Origin of the sequence: Luteibacter aegosomaticola (genome assembly GCF_023078475.1) — a bacterium.
GTDB classification, from domain to species: Bacteria; Pseudomonadota; Gammaproteobacteria; order Xanthomonadales; family Rhodanobacteraceae; genus Luteibacter; species Luteibacter aegosomaticola.
This window is the reverse complement of the sequence record NZ_CP095741.1, coordinates 2,635,452-2,651,121: the sequence shown is the minus strand read 5'-3', so window position 1 is coordinate 2,651,121 and position 15,670 is coordinate 2,635,452. Positions and strand designations below refer to the sequence as shown.

Below are 15,670 nucleotides of genomic sequence, written 5' to 3'. Positions count from 1 at the left end.
TGGTGTCGAGTGACCAAAATGGCAAGTGGTCACTCGAAGATTATTTTTCGACCGTCCCGGCCAGGCGGCAGGGAGCTTGCGTTAGGGAGCGAGGCTGCGGAGGATCAGGCTGGTGACGGCTGGCAGGCCGTCTTCGACGAGGTCCAGGTTGTGCTGGAGCATGACCGGGTCGGCCAGTGGGAGCGCGGCCAGCCAGATGCCGCGGCACACCTCTTCCAGCGGTGTCTTCCGCTCGAACGCGCCTTGGGTGCGCCCCTCCTGAATAACATTCGAAAGCAAATCATAGACTTGCGCGATATGCTTCTCAGAGCTTGTCCAGCCTTCGGCGCGGGAATGCGCCACGATGTCGTAGAGCTGCCGGTCGTTGAAGAACTGCGCCAGGCATACCTCGACGGCCGTGCGCAGCAGGGCCCGCACCTTCTCGTTGGGTGTGGGAGCCGCTTCGACCGCCTTGGCGATCGCGGTGTACTGAGATGCTAAGGTTTTACTGCAGATAGCTTCGCCAATGGCTTGTTTCGAGTCAAAGAACTTGTACAGGTAAGCTTTCGAAAAACCGATGGCCCGGGCGAGATCGGCCATGGTCGTCTTGGCATAGCCATAGCGGCTGAAATGGGCGTCGGCGGCATCGATGATCTGGTCGCGGATGCCGGGGGTCTGGGTTTCGGTCGCAAGTACGTCGTTCATCATCCACCTATACAGGAGGAGCGGTTGAGGGGCAAATAAGTGACTGATCTGTACATGGGTCACTTAAGGCTTACTCACAAGCGCTCCGGGTGGGTGCGTCACGTCCAAGGCGGCGCGTAGCCGTGGTACTAAGCTCGGCGGATGACGACAGCTCCCTCGATCGAACCTGGCGATGTCGCCGAGGCGTGCAGCGAAGGCGCGCGGCGTTGGACCCTGGTAGCGGCCATCCTTGGGTCGGGCATGGCCTTTGCCGACGGCACCATCGTGAACGTCGCGCTGCCTGCCATCCAGCGCGCCATGAGCGCCACCGCGGCGGACGGACAATGGGTCATCGAGTCCTACGCATTGCTGGTATCGGCACTGCTGCTCGTGGGTGGGGTGCTTGGCGACCGCTTCGGCCGTCGCCGCGCGTTCGCCATGGGTGCGGTCATTTTCACGCTGGCATCGTTGGCGTGCGCCGCCGCACCGGGAATCGCTACGTTGATCGTTGCACGTGGCGTGCAAGGGCTGGGTGCCGCGCTGCTCGTGCCGGGCAGTCTTTCGCTTATTACGTCTGCGTATCCGAAGTCGAGTCGCGGCCGGGCGATCGGGACGTGGTCGGCCTTCAGTGGCGTGACGGCCGCGATCGGTCCCGTGCTGGGTGGGTTCCTCGTCGAACACCTGTCCTGGCATTGGGCCTTCCTGATCAACCTGCCGTTAGGCGTGGCGCTGGTCGTGATCTGTCAGTGGCGCGTGCCGGAAAGCCGGGGCGCGGACGCGGGGCGTATCGATGTGGCAGGTGCCGTGCTGGCGACGCTCGGACTAGCCGGCGTGGTGTACGCGCTGATCGAGGCGCCGTTGCTTGGCTGGGGCGCGCTCGCGGTGTTGGTGGCGGGCATCGGCGGGCTTTGTGCGCTGGTCGTCTTCCTCGTCATCGAGCGTCGCGCCGCGGCGCCCATGTTGCCGCTGGAACACTTTCGGGATCGGAACTTCACGGGCGCCAACCTGCTGACCTTCCTGCTCTATGCCTCGCTGGGTGGCAGCATGTTCTTCGTGCCGCTGAACCTGATCCAGGTGCAGGGCTATGGCGCGACGGCGGCGGGTGCGTCGCTGCTCCCCTTCGTCGCCATCATGTTCGCGCTATCGCGGTTCGCTGGCCGCCTGGTTGATGTGGTGGGTGCGCGCCTGCCGCTCGTGGTCGGGCCGGCGGTGGCGGCGGCTGGCTTCGCGTTATACGCGCTGCCGGGCGTAGGTGGTTCGTACTGGGCCACTTTCTTCCCGGCGTCCGTGGTGCTCGGTTTTGGCATGAGCATCACCATCGCGCCGCTCACGACGACGGTGATGAATGCGCTCGATCCCGCGCATGCGGGCACGGCCTCGGGCGTCAACAATGCCGTGTCACGCGTGGCCGGTCTCATTGCAATCGCGGTCTTCGGCGTCGTGCTCACGCATGGTTTCGATGTGGCGCTTCAGGCCCGTCTGGCCAGCATGCATCTGCCGCGTGCCTCCGTTGAGGCCATCCTCGCCCAGCGGGCGAGGCTTGCCGGCATCGAACTGCCGCCTGGGGCAGAGGCGGCGCGGCAGGTCGTCGATGCGTCCTTCGTTGCGGGTTTTCGCGAGGTCATGCTCCTCTCGGCAGCACTGGCGATCCTTTCATCCGTCGTCGCGGGCGTCATGATTCGTGATGCGCCGAGGCGGCAGGAGTGATTTGCTGATGCGCGCGGCTACACCGACGCTTCGGCCGGCGAGGTTGGGTACGCTGTAACGCATGGCCGTGCCCAGCACCTGCGCCGCCTGCGAAAGCGTGAGGCCATAATCCTGCTGCAACCACTGGATCATGCCGCCGCTAGCCGCCTTTAGTGCTTCATCCAGGGAGCCTGCCTGACCGAGCACCATAAGCTCATCGGGTGATTCCACGCGTGGCATCGTGATGCTTCTCCCCTTGATGACGTCGACCGTCAGCGTGACATCCATGGATGTCTCCAGCGCGTACTGGGAGGTTTCACCATCACCCTGGAGGGCGTGGGCATCGCCGAAGTAGAGCAGGGCGCCAGGCTGTTGTACGGGCAGATAGACCGTATTTCCTGCAACGACTTCATTGAAATCCATGTTGCCGCCGTTGCGGCCTGTGTCGCCCGTGGAGATCGGTGGCATGCCGAAACCCGGTGCCACGGCGAGGCCGCCGAGCATGGGCTTCATCGGTACGCTGTAGTGAGCCAAAGCACCCGTTGCGCCTTCCGGCCTTGCGCGGAAGGTCTTGCGGTCAAGTATCCAGCGCACAGGCTTACCCAGGGATTCCGCCTGCGCCACGAGCGGCGTAGTCAGTGCGCGGCCGACGATCGTATCGAGGCTGTCAGCGTAATGACGGTTTGGCATGAGGCGTCGGATGTGGACGACTAGCGTATCGCCCGGCACCGCACCGGCGATGAAGAACGGCCCGGTCTGCGGGTTGCCGAACAGCGCGCGCGTTTTGCCGTGCTCGTCGACGCCGCCGGAGTCGAGCGTCGTCGTGTGGATCGTATCGCCCGGCCAGACGACGAGCACCGCGGGCCGATCTGCGTTCCATGTGTTGGAGTAATCGACGGGGGTGTAGTTGACGATTTGCGCGCCGCCGCGCCGGTCGGGCACGCGCCAGGCGGTCACGTTGTGCCTTGCCAGGACTGAGGCGTTGTTCGGGTCAGGCAGATCCGCGGTGCCAGCGAATTTCCCGGCCACCGTTCTCACGGCGTAGCGTGAAACATGGCCTTGCGCGTCGGTGGCAGCGAGTTGCCAGTCGGCGCCCTTGGCAGAGCCTTCAACGCGATCGCCGTCGATGTCGCCGCGAATGTGGGTGCCATCGATAGCCAGCGTGGCCGTCGCGAACGCGGGATTTCCCCAGAGGTCGGTGCGGATAATCCACGTTTCCGCGGCATCCGCTGATCCGGTGGCCGCGATGAGGCAGAGCGCCCCCAGTAAGCATCGAAGTGACACGGCGCGACCTGCTGGCTGACTACAAGTGTAGGCAATCTATCGACTGACGACACGTGTAGTCAACCATGACCTTCGGCTTAGAAGTCGTAACTGACCCCGAAGCGCGCATAGCGCGGAAGCTGCCGGACCTGGGCCTGGCCGTACTGCGGATCGGCCACGCCAGGGTCCGTCTGCGAGTATGGGTAGATGTTGAGTGGCCGCTGCTCGTTGGCGAGGTTGAAGATGCTGGCGGTGAAGGCGAGCTTGCCGTCGGCGAAGGCCGGGCGGTACGTCGTGCCGACATCGAGCTGGCGAACCCAGGGCAGGCGGCCATGCGAGCCCGGCGGTGAAGCCTTGCCATCGCAGTAGTGGTACGCGCTGCCATAACCCGCCGGGTCCGTGAGGTCCGGGCCATAGAAGCCCAGGCAGGTCTTGGGGGCGCCAGACACGAGGCTCAGGTTGGCGGACACCAGCCACTCCGGTGTGATCTGGTAGTAGCCGTAGAGCTTGAGCTGGTGGCGGTGGTCGTTGTTCGTCGGCCCGTTGGTGTTCTCCATGATGTAGCTGTTATCCCAGTCTTCGCTGGTGGAGGCGGCCGTCTGCTGCAGGTCCGAACGCAGCTGGCCCTCGGTGTTGCCGTAGCTGCGCGAAAACACGTAGTCCAGCTTGGCGTACCACGTGCCGTCGAACGGGTGCTCGAGGAAGCCTTCCAGTGAGTAGTAGCGGCGTTTGAGGCCCTGGAAGCCGATTTCCTGGTTGCTGAGCGGCACGCTCACGACGTTGCCGCTCGTATCGATCAGGTTGAATGTGTTCGCCCGGCCCGGGTTGAACAGATAGCAGCTGTTGGTCGATGTGACGTCGTAGCCCAGTGCCGCGGCCTTCGCCGTGATCCTGCCGACATCGCAGTAGTCGTCGATCGCGCTGCGCAGGATGCGCTGGGTGGCCTTGGCACCGTAAACCCAGTTGGCGCCGGCGGTCTTCTGGAAGCCGAGGATGAACTCGTCCTGGTATTCGGATTTGAGGTTCTTTGCGGTGACCGTGCGTGCGTCAGGTAGCACGCCGTAGTAATTATTCGACGACACCGGGGCGGAGAAGGCGGTGAGGCCCGTTGGCAGGCCCTGTGAATCGATACCGCCGTAGGTGAAGTACTGCGATGTGCTCAGCGAGGCGCCGGCAGCGTTCAGGCCCGGGTTGAGCGGCAGGCCGAGATAGTAGCGGCCGGCATTGCCGTACACCTTGAAGCTCGCGTCGCCATTCACGTCCCAGCTGAACCCGAGGCGCGGCGCCCACTGCGGTCGGTGCTGGCTCACGTAGGATTCGCCATCGCGGTTGAAGTTCTCGAACTGGTCGTTGCGCAAGCCGAGCGAGAGCAGCCACTGGTCGCTGACCTGCCACTTGTCTTCCACGTACTGCGCACGCTGCGTGGCGCGCACGCTGGCCAGTGAGCTTACGACATGGCGGACCACGTAGTAGCCTTGCTGGCCGTTGACGATGCCGCCGGTCGCCGGCACGCCGAGGCCGGTGGAAATGGGCACGTTCGGATCGGCTTTGCCGTAACTCCAGTAATAACCGTCCGCCGAGGCGGTAGAGCCCTGGTCCAGCGCCTGCGTGGTCTGGTTGTCGATGCCCGCGCTCAGCGTGTGATCGCCGAGGACGTAGGTGATATCCAGGCGTGTGTTGTTACTGCGCGTGCTTCGGCCTGGGTTGTAGACGGTCTGCACCGTCTGGTTGTTGCCTATGGGCGTGCCGCGATTGAGGGCTGGGTTCTGGTTGATCAGCCCATCGGCGTAGGTGAGCGAACCATCGTACGCGCCGGGCTGGTCGTACTGGTCGAGCTTCATTTTGCCGTACAGCGCCGAGACCGTCAGGTTGTCGGTGATGTAACCGGTGTACTTCGCCGACCACAGGTCGCCGCCGGTCTTGATGTCGTCGCTGCTGCCGATGCGTTCGCCGCGTTGCAGTGCGTTGTAGTCATAGTCGTAGACCGTGCCCTGGGTTTCCCGCTTGCTGGAGGCGCCGGTGACTTCGATGATGTTGCTGTCGGTGATGTTCCAGTCCACCTTGCCGTACCAGCGCGGCGAATCGTAACGGGAATGGACGTCGGGGCTCACGTTATCGACGGCATTGTGCGTATCCGCCTGCTCGCGCTCGAATTCACCTGCGAGGAAGAAGAACAGCTTGTCCTTGATCAGCGGGCCGCCGACGTAGCTGCTGACGGTCGTGACCCAGTCGCGGTTCTGTCGGTTCGGCTTGTACAGCGAGCCAGCGACGGGCGACGCGGGAAGGCCATTGGTGTAGAACGTGTTGACGCTGTCGGCGCGGGCGAAGTCGGGTTCCCACAAGATCTGGGCGCCGTAATGCCACTCGTTGGAGCCGCGTTTGCCTACCTGGTTGATGACGCCGCCATCCGATCGGCCGTACTGCGCGCTGTAACCGCCCGTATACACTTCCTGCTGGTCGATCGCGCCGTAGGGCAGGGAGATGCCGCCCATGCCGCGCTGCGGGTCGGTGACGTTATAGCCGTTGATGTAATACGCATTTTCGCTGGCCGCCGAGCCGCCGAAGCTATTCAGGCGCTGGCCCGTGGGGCCGGTGTAGCCACCGCCATTGCCAACCACGCCGGGGGCGAGGCGCGCGACTTCGTCGGCATTCCGGGCGAGCGGCAGCTTGGCGAGCTGGTCGGCGGTGATGACGCTCCGGGAGTCGACCGCGGTGACGTCGATGGAGGGCAATGCATTTTGCGTTACGGTGACCGAATCGAGTGTCTGTGCTGCCTGGGCGGCGAATGAGATATCCACCGCGGCGCCTACGCGCAGGGTCACGCCGCTGCGCTTCTGCACATCGTTGCCCGCTTTTCGGAGCGTGACCGTATACGTGCCGAGCGGGAGCTGGCCTGCGACATAACGGCCCTTGTCATCGACGGGTACCTCGCGGCTGAGGCCCGAGTCGCCCTGGATCAGCACGGTTTCACCGGCATCCACGGGTGCCTGTCCCGTGATCGAGCCCGTCGTTGACTGCGCGTTAGCGTGGGTGGCGCCAAGGATAGTTACCACCGCAACGAACAGGCGGCTGCGGGCGGACAGGACGGCATATGGCTTCAAAACAACTTCCCCTTGGTATCCAGGATGGCGCGGGTGAGGGCATCGCTCATGTTGCGATGCGTCAGGCGTCACCAAGGAATATCGAATAGACGTCTATATGTCTAGACGTGCATACGAGAAGTATTCGCCACGATGGAAACATAGCGTTTCCCGTGGCGAACACTGAATGGCCAAAAGGGGTTCCCATAGGCCGGGATACGGCCTATGGTTGGGGGTTTGCCCTGGGGTTGCCCCAGGTTTACCCGGTTTGAGGGGCGTTACAGGCCGCGGCGTGCGTTCAGCTCGCGGGCTTCGCTTTCGTCGATCGTGTAGATGCTCTCCGGGACCGCTTCGAGGCGGGCGCGGGGGATGGGCTCATCGCTTTCGTCGGAGAAGCCGTAGGTGCCTTCCTGGATTTTTTCGAGGGCGCGATCGATCGCCGCGACACGGCCTTCGCTGTGGCTCAGGACGGCCTCGTCGTTCTCCTGCTGGGCGAACCGCTGGCCGTCGTCGCCCTCATCCTGCGGCTCGCCGCCGGCGGCGCCTTGCCAGGTTTGCTCATCGCGACCGACGGCGTTTCCGACCGAAACCAGCTGGGCGCGCAGCGTGACGAGGCGGGCTTTCTGGTGGGCGATGAAATCGGCGTCGAGGTGGGTGCTGGACATGGCTCTCTCCGTGAAAGGTAGCGTTGGGAAAGCGCGTGGTTTAACAGGCGCAGCCCCGTCGGGCTTGTGAAATCGTACGCCGGGCCGCGTGAGGCCCTTGTAGGAGCGCGCTTGCGCGCGATCGCGCGCAAGCGCGCTCCTACAGGTGCAGGGCCAGGGCCAGCGCTGCGGCGGTGATGCCGAAGGCCACCACGGCCAGGGCCAGTGCGACGAGTAGCCGCCATGGCAGCGAACGCCCCAGCATGGCCAGCGACGGCAGGCTCACCGGCGGGAGTGTCACGAGCAAGGCGGCGGCGGGGCCGATGCCCAGACCCAGCGAAAGCATGGCCTGCACGATGGGCACTTCGCCCGCGGTGGGAATGACGAACAGCATGCCCGCGACCGCCAGGGCCGCGATCCAGTACCACTGGTTACCGATATCCGCGCCAACATGCGGAAACAGCCACGCGCGCGCGGCGCCCAGCGCCAGCACGATCACGATGTATTCGGGGATCAGCCGCACGGTCATCTGCAGGAAAAGGGTGAGCCAGCGCAGCGCGATGTCCGCCGCCGAGCGCGACTCGGACGGTTCGATGGCCTCCATGGGCACGGCAGCCGCTGGGCCGGCCATGCGGTTGGCCAGCCAGCCGAGGCCGAAGACCATGGGAATGGCGACGGCGATACGCAGGCCCGTCCACTGCCACCCCAGCACGAAGCCGGTGAACACCAGCGTGGCGGGGTTGAGCATGGTGTTGCTCAGCCAGAACGCGACCGATGCGCCTGGCGCTGCCTGTTGCCTGCGCAGGCCGGCGACGACGGGCGCAGCGCAGCACGTGCACATCATGCCGGGCACGCCGAGTAGCGCTCCCGCCACGGTGCCGCCGATTCCCGTGCTTCCGAGGAGGCGCTGGATCGCATTCGATGGCAGGAGTGCCTGGATCGCGGAGCCCAGGAGCAGGCCAAGCACCATGGCCTTCCAGATCGCCTTGCCATAGGCGAAGGCGTAGCCGAGCGCGGCATCCCATGAGGGCGCGGGCGGGGATGCCGCGTCGCCCATCAGGATGGAGTGGCCGATGCTGTGGTTGGTGGCCGCGTCGAAAGCGCGACCGTAGTAGGGATACCACTTCACGTAGAGCAGGCCGCCGATGACCAGCAGCGCGAAGACAGCCCAACGGATACCGTTGTTTCTATGCGATGCGACGTCCAAGGCTTTCCCCTCTCCGGCGACCATCGCTATGCTGCACCACACCGCATCGTCCGCGCTATCGCTGATTTGTAGGGATATGCCCATGAATGCTCCTCGTTTGACGGAACTTGCCCATGGTGGCGGTTGTGGCTGCAAGCTGGCTCCTGCCGTCCTGCAGGATTTGCTGGCCCGCAAGGCGCCCTCCATGCCGTTCGCTCAGCTCCTGGTGGGCAACGAATCCAGCGATGACGCGGCGGTGTGGCAGGTCGATGAGCGCACGTGCGTCATCGCCACCACCGATTTCTTCATGCCGATCGTGGACGACCCCTACCAGTTCGGCCGGATCGCCGCCGCCAACGCGCTTTCCGACGTCTATGCAATGGGCGGCAAGCCGATCATGGCGCTGGCGATCCTGGGCATGCCGCTGGGCAAGCTCGATGTCGATGCGGTTCGCCAGATCCTTGCAGGGGGTGAATCGATCTGCGCGGAGGCGGGCATTCCCGTGGCGGGCGGTCATTCCATTGACTCCGCGGAGCCTATCTACGGACTTGCAGCGATCGGTCTTAGCGCGCCGGGCGAAGTGCGCCGTAACGCGGGCGCTCGCCCGGGCGATGCGCTGATCCTGACCAAGGGCATCGGCGTGGGCATCTACTCGGCGGCATTCAAGAAGAGCGCGCTCCCGGTAGAGGCCTATGATGAAATGATCGCCTCGACGACGCTGCTCAATCGTGTCGGTCACGAACTCGCGCAGGATGCCGATGTGCACGCCATCACGGACGTGACCGGCTTCGGTCTTCTCGGCCATGCGATGGAAATGGCTCGTGCCAGCGGCGCCAGCCTGCACATCGAGGCATCACGCGTACCCCTGCTCGTGCAGGCGGAGGCCCTGGTTCGGACGGGCTTCGTTACGGGTGCATCGAAGCGCAACTGGGCGAGCTACGGCGAGGGCGTGGTGTTGCCAGAAGGCTTCCCCGAGTGGCGCCGGGACCTGCTCGCCGATCCGCAGACCTCCGGCGGCTTGCTGGTGTCGTGCAAGGCCGATCGCGCGGAAGCTATCCGCGACATGATCGAAGGCGCGGGTTACCCGCGTGCAAGCATCGTTGGCCGCGTCGCCGAGGGTGCGCCAGGTGTTGTCGTGGCTTGAGCCCGTGGTGGCGGAAGAGCATGGGAGTCGAACCCACCCGAAACAGTCTGGCTGCCTCACCCGGATTTGAAGTCCGGACGCCCCACCGGGGACGATGCTCTTCCAGGGAAACGTGCTAACCCGACGGTGATGCGTACAGGTCGAGGTAGTCGGTGCGCATACTGCGCAGCGTGCCGCGGTTGAGCATAACACCCTGCCTGTCGAAGAATTCGAGGATCTGGATCGCCACCTTGCGCCCGTTATCGAGCCGGTCGCGAAACTGCGCGGCGGTGAAGCGGCCGTCGGGCGCCTGCGCCGCGATATCCGCTGCGATCTGCACCATCTCGTTCACCGCGTCGCGCAGGAAGAAGTGGTCGTGGGCGACTTCATCCGCGAGGCCACGTCGCGCGGCGGACTTCAGCCACTGCCGAGTCTCCTTTTCGGGCTGGCCTAGCTGCTGTGCGATGTCGCGTACCCGAGGCGGACGGAAGCGTTCGTCGCCAGCGAGTAGTGGCTTGATGCGTTGCCATGCGGCCTCTTCCTGGGGGCTCACCTTCGCTACGTGCTCTTTCAGGCGAACAAACGAGCCGTCACGCACGATGCGTGCGCTGACATCGGCGCGCATGAGTGCTTGCGCAAAAGCTGCCGCGGGCAGGCGCGGCTGGACCGCTCGCCGCAGTGTTTCGCGCGGCATGCCGTGCAGGTCGGGGTGCTCCGCATGGAAGGTGGCAAGGCGCTCGGCCATGGCCTCGATGCCACGCTGCCACTGTGTGGCGTTGAGGGCGATTAGCGTGCCGCCCGCGTCGAAGATGACAGGTGCCAGTGCTTCGACCACTCGTCCCAGGGCGATGTCGGCGAGTACGCGGTCACGCGCGAAACCTGCGACGTCGCGGGCATAAGGCGGGGTTTCGAGCAGGCGGGCGAGGCTCGTCTGTGCTGATCGTTCGGACCACGCGGCGCGCTCAGCTTCTCGTGCTGGGGTGCGCCGCTGCCTGGCCGGCGCCCTGAGGTCGAGGAAGCTTCCTCCGCCCATGGTTCGCTGTGCGGTCGTATCGCGTAGCACGAACCGATCCAGTGACGCCGCTGCGATCGGTCGGTCGAGGACCAGCTGGACGTGCGCCGTCCCGCCGGGATGCAGCGAATCACCTTCCAGTAGCACGACGCGGACACCGACGTCGGCCGCCGCATGGTGCAGGCGAGCAGGAAACCACGAGCGGATGGCGCGTGGTTCACTGGGCAAGAGCCGCAGTTGCGCGTCGATGCGGTCCGTGGGCGCGTGCAGGAAGGGGTCGACGACCATGTCGCCGCGGTGGATCGCCTCCTTGCTTATGCCGGCCCCGGCGAGGTTTAGCGCGACGCGTTCGCCCGCGCAGCCGTCGCTGGCTTCCTGGTTTTGCGCATGCACCGAGCGCACGCGTGCGGTCAAACCGCGCGGGCTGATGACCACGGTGTCTTTCACCTGCACCGCGCCGGATAGCACGGTGCCCGTCACCACGACGCCGACGCCGGGCAGGGTAAAGACGCGGTCGACGGCAAGCCGGAAGCGCGCATCGTCGGGGTGGGGAAGCCGATCCCACGCTTCGGCGGCGAGCCGCGCGCGCAGGGAGTCGATACCCTCACCCGTAATGGTCGACACGGGGATGATCTCCACACCTTCGAGCGAGGTGTTGCTCAGCGCGGTGCGTATTTCTCCTTCCACCTCGGCACGCCGCGCCGTGCTGGCGATATCCGCCTTGGTGAGTGCGACGACGCCGCGCCGTATGCCGAGCAGGTCGAGGATGGCAATGTGCTCCGTCGTTTGCGGCATGACCCCGTCATCGGCGGCGACGACGAGCAGCGCCATGTCGATCCCGCTTGCGCCGGCGACCATCGTGCGGATGAATTTCTCGTGGCCCGGTACGTCAATGAAGCCGAGCGTGGGCCCGTCCGGCAGCGGCAGATAGGCGAAGCCGAGGTCGATGGTGATCCCGCGGGCCTTCTCTTCCTTCAGCCGATCACCCGCGACGCCGGTCAGGGCATGGACCAGTGAGGTCTTGCCGTGGTCGATGTGTCCGGCCGTGCCGACGATCATGCGTGTGCGGAGAGGTTTGCTACGAACAGTGCTTCATCCGCCTCGTCGAGGCAGCGGAGATCGAGTTGCAGTGCACCCTCGGTGATGCGCCCGATCACCGGCCGCGGCAGCGCTCGCCACGCAGTGGCCAGGTCGTCCAGTGCGCGCTGGCTGCCCGTGGAGCGGATGAGCAGGCAGGCACTCGGCAGCGTATCGAGCGGGAGAGCGCCCGAACCGACCTGGCTTGCGCATTCGCCGGTGTCGACGCGGAACGCGTCGCCAAGCCGCAGCGCGACATCATCGCGAAGGCGTGCCGCCTGCGCCGCGATGGCGTCGCGTGACCTGGCAAGGTAACGCAGCGTCGGCAAACGCGCGGCCAACCGGTCCGGGTCGCGATAGAGCTGCAGGGTGGCCTCGATGGCGGCAAGGCGGATCTTGTCGACACGCAACGCGCGTTTGAGTGGGTTGCGGTTGATTGCGGCGATCAGCTCGCGGCTCCCGACGATGAAGCCCGCCTGCGGGCCGCCCAGGAGTTTGTCGCCTGAGAACGTCACCAGGTGCGCACCCTCCGTTACGGCCTCGCGCACGGTGGCTTCGCGGGCGAGTCCGTATGCGCTGAGATCGACGAGGCTGCCGGAGCCCAGGTCGTTGAGCAGGGGGATGCCTGCCGCGCTGGCGAGCGTCGCGAGATCACGTGCACCCACCTCCGCGGTGAAGCCCTGGATCCGGTAGTTCGACGTATGCACCTTGAGGATGAGGCCGGTCCGTTCGTCGATGGCCTTCTGGTAATCGGCCGCGTGGGTTCGGTTGGTCGTGCCCACCTCCACCATGTGGGCACCGGCGCGGGTCATGATGTCGGGCATGCGGAACGCGCCGCCGATCTCGATCAGTTCGCCCCGCGAGACGATGGCGCCGCGGCCCAGGGCAAAGGTGTTCAGGCAAAGCAGTACGGCAGCCGCGTTGTTGTTCACGACCGTGGCGTCTTCGGCGCCGGTGAGTTCGCAGAGCAACGCGCGAAGATGATCGTCGCGCTCGCCACGGCCGCCGTCGTCGAGATCGAACTCCAGCGCGACGGGGTGGCGCATGGCCTCCGTGGCCGCCGCGACCGCGGCTTCTGCGAGCAGCGCGCGGCCGAGGTTGGTGTGCAGGACGGTCCCGGTGAGGTTGAACACCGGGCGCAAGGCAGGCTGGTGTGTTTCGAGCAGTCGCTGCGCCGTGCGGAGCACGCTCGCCGCATCGGTGGCGCTGGCGGTTCCGGCACGCAGCGCATCACGTGCCTGATCAAGGGCCTCGCGAATGGCCTGGGTGGTGGCGATACGGCCGTGGGCTTCCAGCAGGGGCGCGGCATCGGCCAGGCCCAGCACGGTGGCGACGGCAGGCAGGTGGCGCAGGGCGCCGAGGTCGGATCCAGCGATATCCATGCGGCCGAGCGTAGCCCCAACTGGCAGCGCCGATCTAGTCGATATCGGCGGTATCGCCCACCAGCAGGAAGGGATTGGGGGCATGCCTGGCGAAGCCGGCTTCCGCGACGAGCAGGTCGAGGCCCAGGGAGGCGAGATCGTCCGCTACCGGGTCGACCTGCATGTCCGTCACCTGGTACAGCAGCTTGCTGTAGGTATGGCATTCGCCGCAGGTCTCGGCCTTGACCAGCCCCTTGTCACCATCGATCGCCTGTACCTGAAGCTTGCGGGTGCCACCGCAGGTGATGCACGAGGCGCGCACATGATTCCACGCCGTCGAGCAGAGCGAGCAGACCAGGAAACGCGTACCGGGGGTGATACCGCTGGCCGTGATCAGCCCGGCCACGCTCGGCGAACCGCAGCACGGGCACAGGGCGCGCTCCTCCAGCAGGCGCAGATCGGCGGCGACAAGACGGGATGCGCTCACCGTGAAGTACACCTGCAACGCCGCGGCGATATAGACCGCGGCCGCCGTATCGGCCGCGGCCAGCGCGCCGCGGAGGAACTGGTCGGCCAGCCGCTCGAGGCCTGGGTCATCCATCTCGCGCAACTGTTCGATCGCCGCCATGGCGGGCGGAGGAAGGTCGCTGGACTCGATCTCCGCCATGAGCAGGCGCAGGCCTTCGTGCCACGCGGGCGCTCGCGGGTGGCCATCGGCTGCCAGCGGCGGCAGGCGCGCCTCGACGGCGCGCGCAACGATCTCGGCGCCCGGCGTTCCGGAGGGTGCCAGGGTGGTGGCGACCGCGTGCTGGGCGCGGGAAATAGCCGCGAGGAAGCGCAGCCACGCTTCCAGCGGATGCCCGTCGGTTAGTTTCTCCATCCGCGCGGCCGTGGCGGCGAAGCGCCGCATGCGGTCGGGCAGGAGGATGGGGTCGGGCGCCTTGACGCCCGCATGCGAGGGCCCACTCCATTTGGCGTCGGGCGGTAGTCCGGCTTGCTTCACGAATGTTTCCCGGGGGCATCGCCACGGCGGCGGTAGCCGATGAGATGGTGGAACCACTTGCGGTGATGGTGCCATGCCCAGCCAGGCGTGACATAGCCCTGGGTCATGCTGCGCACCGAGCCGCTGATCCAGATGGCCGCGTACACATGAACCACGAACACCAGCACGGCAGCGAAGGCGCACAGGCTATGGACCAGGATGGCGACGCGTTGCACTTCGATCGGTGTGGATTTGCCGAAGTACACCTCCCATACCAGCATGCCGCTGAAGAACAGCACGGGGATCAGGAAGGTCATCGACCAGAACACCAGCTTCTGGCCCGAGTTGTTGCGGCCGATCGGAGGGACGTGTTCATCGTCGTTCATCGCCACGTGCACGATGGCTTTCGACCATGCCACGTCATCGCGGTTGGGCAGGTTCTCCCGCCAGAACTGGATGATCATGCCGATCCAGCTGACCACGAGGCAAACCCCGAACCATGGGTGTGCCGCACGGGCCCACTGGCCACCGCCAAACAGCCCGGAGAGCCAGAACAGAATCGGGTGGAACATGGAAAGGCCGGACAACAGCAGCAGGATGAAAAGGCCCGCGTTGATCCAGTGGTTGATGCGGTTGAAGGTGGAGTAGCGCGTGATCGCATTCGCGGGGCGGGTCATGGCACCTGCTCCTCTTCGGTCTCACGGATCTCACGTTCGGCTTCGGCCTCATCCTCAGCCGTGGTCTCGTTCGGGCCGATGGTGATCCAGTGGAAGAACGCGCCAATCGCCGCGAAAGCGACCGCCGCGACCGCGAGCGGCTTGTACAGCCCCTTCCACGCCTGGACCAGGTAACTGATGTGCGGCTTGTCGGGCAGGCCGGAGTAAAGCGACGGCTTATCCGCATGGTGCAGCACGTACATCACGTGGGTGCCACCGACTTCGGGCGGGTCGTACAACCCGGCGTTCGCGAAGCCACGCTCCTTCAGGTCGACGATGCGGTCGGCGGCCTGGGCCTGCATGTCGGTTTTTGCGCCGAACATGATGGCCCCGGTGGGACAGGCTTTCACGCAGGCGGGTTCAAGGCCGACCGTGACGCGATCCGAGCACAGCGTGCACTTGTACGATTTGTGGTCGGTCTTGCTGATGCGTGGGATGTTGAAGGGGCAACCCTTCACGCAGTAGCCGCAGCCGATGCACTTGTCGCTGATGAAATCGACGATGCCGTTGGCGTACTGCACGATCGCACCGGGAGCCGGGCAGGCCTTCAGGCAACCCGGATCCTCACAGTGCATGCAGCCATCCTTGCGGATGAGCCACTCCAGGTTGCCCTGTTCGTTCTCGTACTCGTTGAACTTCATCAGCGTCCATACGCTGGGCCCCAGGTCGTTGGGGTTCTCGTAGGAGCCTTCGAAGAAGCCGATTTCCGGGCGCAGGTTGTTCCATTCCATGCACGCCGACTGGCAGGCCTTGCAGCCGATGCAGCGGCTCACATCGATCAGCTTGGCCACCTGGTCTTCGTGGTTGCGTGCGGCCGGCGGCGTCATGGTGGACGCAGAGCGACGGACGTAGTCTTGTGCTTGCAGATCGGACATGT

The 15,670-nt window shown here is 65.4% G+C and carries 12 protein-coding genes and 1 tRNA gene; 2 read left to right on the top strand and 11 right to left on the bottom strand.

From position 1 onward, the window contains the following. Positions 1-81 precede the first annotated feature (81 nt). Positions 82-684 carry a TetR/AcrR family transcriptional regulator gene (locus tag L2Y96_RS11575; RefSeq protein ID WP_247325691.1) on the bottom strand — a complete coding sequence of 201 codons (603 nt, stop codon included), beginning with the start codon at positions 682-684 and terminating at the stop codon, positions 82-84. A 141-nt stretch (positions 685-825) separates the two neighbouring features. Between L2Y96_RS11575 and L2Y96_RS11570 the strand changes: the two genes are divergently transcribed. Then, on the top strand, positions 826-2,370 hold the full coding sequence (locus L2Y96_RS11570; protein ID WP_247325688.1) for a DHA2 family efflux MFS transporter permease subunit: 1,545 nt from the start codon (positions 826-828) through the stop codon (positions 2,368-2,370). Here L2Y96_RS11570 and L2Y96_RS11565 read toward each other — a convergent pair. The 4 genes from L2Y96_RS11565 to L2Y96_RS11550 all read right to left on the bottom strand — a co-directional run bounded on the left by L2Y96_RS11565 (position 2,317) and on the right by L2Y96_RS11550 (position 8,543). Further along, positions 2,317-3,633, bottom strand: a complete 1,317-nt coding sequence (locus L2Y96_RS11565) for an acetamidase/formamidase family protein (RefSeq protein WP_247325685.1) — start codon at positions 3,631-3,633, stop codon at positions 2,317-2,319. The genes L2Y96_RS11570 and L2Y96_RS11565 overlap by 54 nt on opposite strands. A 77-nt stretch (positions 3,634-3,710) precedes the next feature. Further along, on the bottom strand, positions 3,711-6,713 hold the full coding sequence (locus L2Y96_RS11560; RefSeq protein WP_343218410.1) for a TonB-dependent receptor: 3,003 nt from the start codon (positions 6,711-6,713) through the stop codon (positions 3,711-3,713). Positions 6,714-6,970: 257 nt separating this feature from the next. Beyond that, complete coding sequence (locus tag L2Y96_RS11555; RefSeq protein ID WP_247325682.1) at positions 6,971-7,357, bottom strand: TraR/DksA family transcriptional regulator; 387 nt, start codon at positions 7,355-7,357, stop codon at positions 6,971-6,973. Positions 7,358-7,496: 139 nt separating this feature from the next. Continuing rightward, positions 7,497-8,543 carry a permease gene (locus L2Y96_RS11550; RefSeq protein WP_247325680.1) on the bottom strand — a complete coding sequence of 349 codons (1,047 nt, stop codon included), beginning with the start codon at positions 8,541-8,543 and terminating at the stop codon, positions 7,497-7,499. An 82-nt stretch (positions 8,544-8,625) separates the two neighbouring features. On the opposite strand from L2Y96_RS11550, the gene selD reads away from it, so the two are divergent. Then, positions 8,626-9,666: a selenide, water dikinase SelD gene (gene selD / locus L2Y96_RS11545; RefSeq protein WP_247325678.1), complete on the top strand. Its 1,041-nt coding sequence runs from the start codon at positions 8,626-8,628 to the stop codon at positions 9,664-9,666. Between the two features lie 8 nt (positions 9,667-9,674). Here selD and L2Y96_RS11540 read toward each other — a convergent pair. The 6 genes from L2Y96_RS11540 to fdxH all read right to left on the bottom strand — a co-directional run bounded on the left by L2Y96_RS11540 (position 9,675) and on the right by fdxH (position 15,668). Then, positions 9,675-9,770 (bottom strand) — tRNA-Sec (locus L2Y96_RS11540). Positions 9,771-9,781: 11 nt separating this feature from the next. Next, positions 9,782-11,716, bottom strand: coding sequence for a selenocysteine-specific translation elongation factor (gene selB, locus L2Y96_RS11535; RefSeq protein WP_247325676.1), 1,935 nt, complete (start codon positions 11,714-11,716; stop codon positions 9,782-9,784). Further along, positions 11,713-13,116 carry an L-seryl-tRNA(Sec) selenium transferase gene (gene selA, locus L2Y96_RS11530; protein ID WP_247325674.1) on the bottom strand — a complete coding sequence of 468 codons (1,404 nt, stop codon included), beginning with the start codon at positions 13,114-13,116 and terminating at the stop codon, positions 11,713-11,715. Before selA ends, selB begins: the two co-directional genes overlap by 4 nt. 34 nt (positions 13,117-13,150) lie before the next feature. Further along, positions 13,151-14,098, bottom strand: a complete 948-nt coding sequence (gene fdhE, locus L2Y96_RS11525; protein WP_247325672.1) for a formate dehydrogenase accessory protein FdhE — start codon at positions 14,096-14,098, stop codon at positions 13,151-13,153. After that, positions 14,095-14,754: a formate dehydrogenase subunit gamma gene (locus L2Y96_RS11520; protein WP_247325671.1), complete on the bottom strand. Its 660-nt coding sequence runs from the start codon at positions 14,752-14,754 to the stop codon at positions 14,095-14,097. The genes fdhE and L2Y96_RS11520 overlap by 4 nt, the downstream gene beginning before the upstream one ends. After that, positions 14,751-15,668 carry a formate dehydrogenase subunit beta gene (gene fdxH / locus L2Y96_RS11515; protein WP_247325669.1) on the bottom strand — a complete coding sequence of 306 codons (918 nt, stop codon included), beginning with the start codon at positions 15,666-15,668 and terminating at the stop codon, positions 14,751-14,753. Before fdxH ends, L2Y96_RS11520 begins: the two co-directional genes overlap by 4 nt. Positions 15,669-15,670 lie beyond the last annotated feature (2 nt).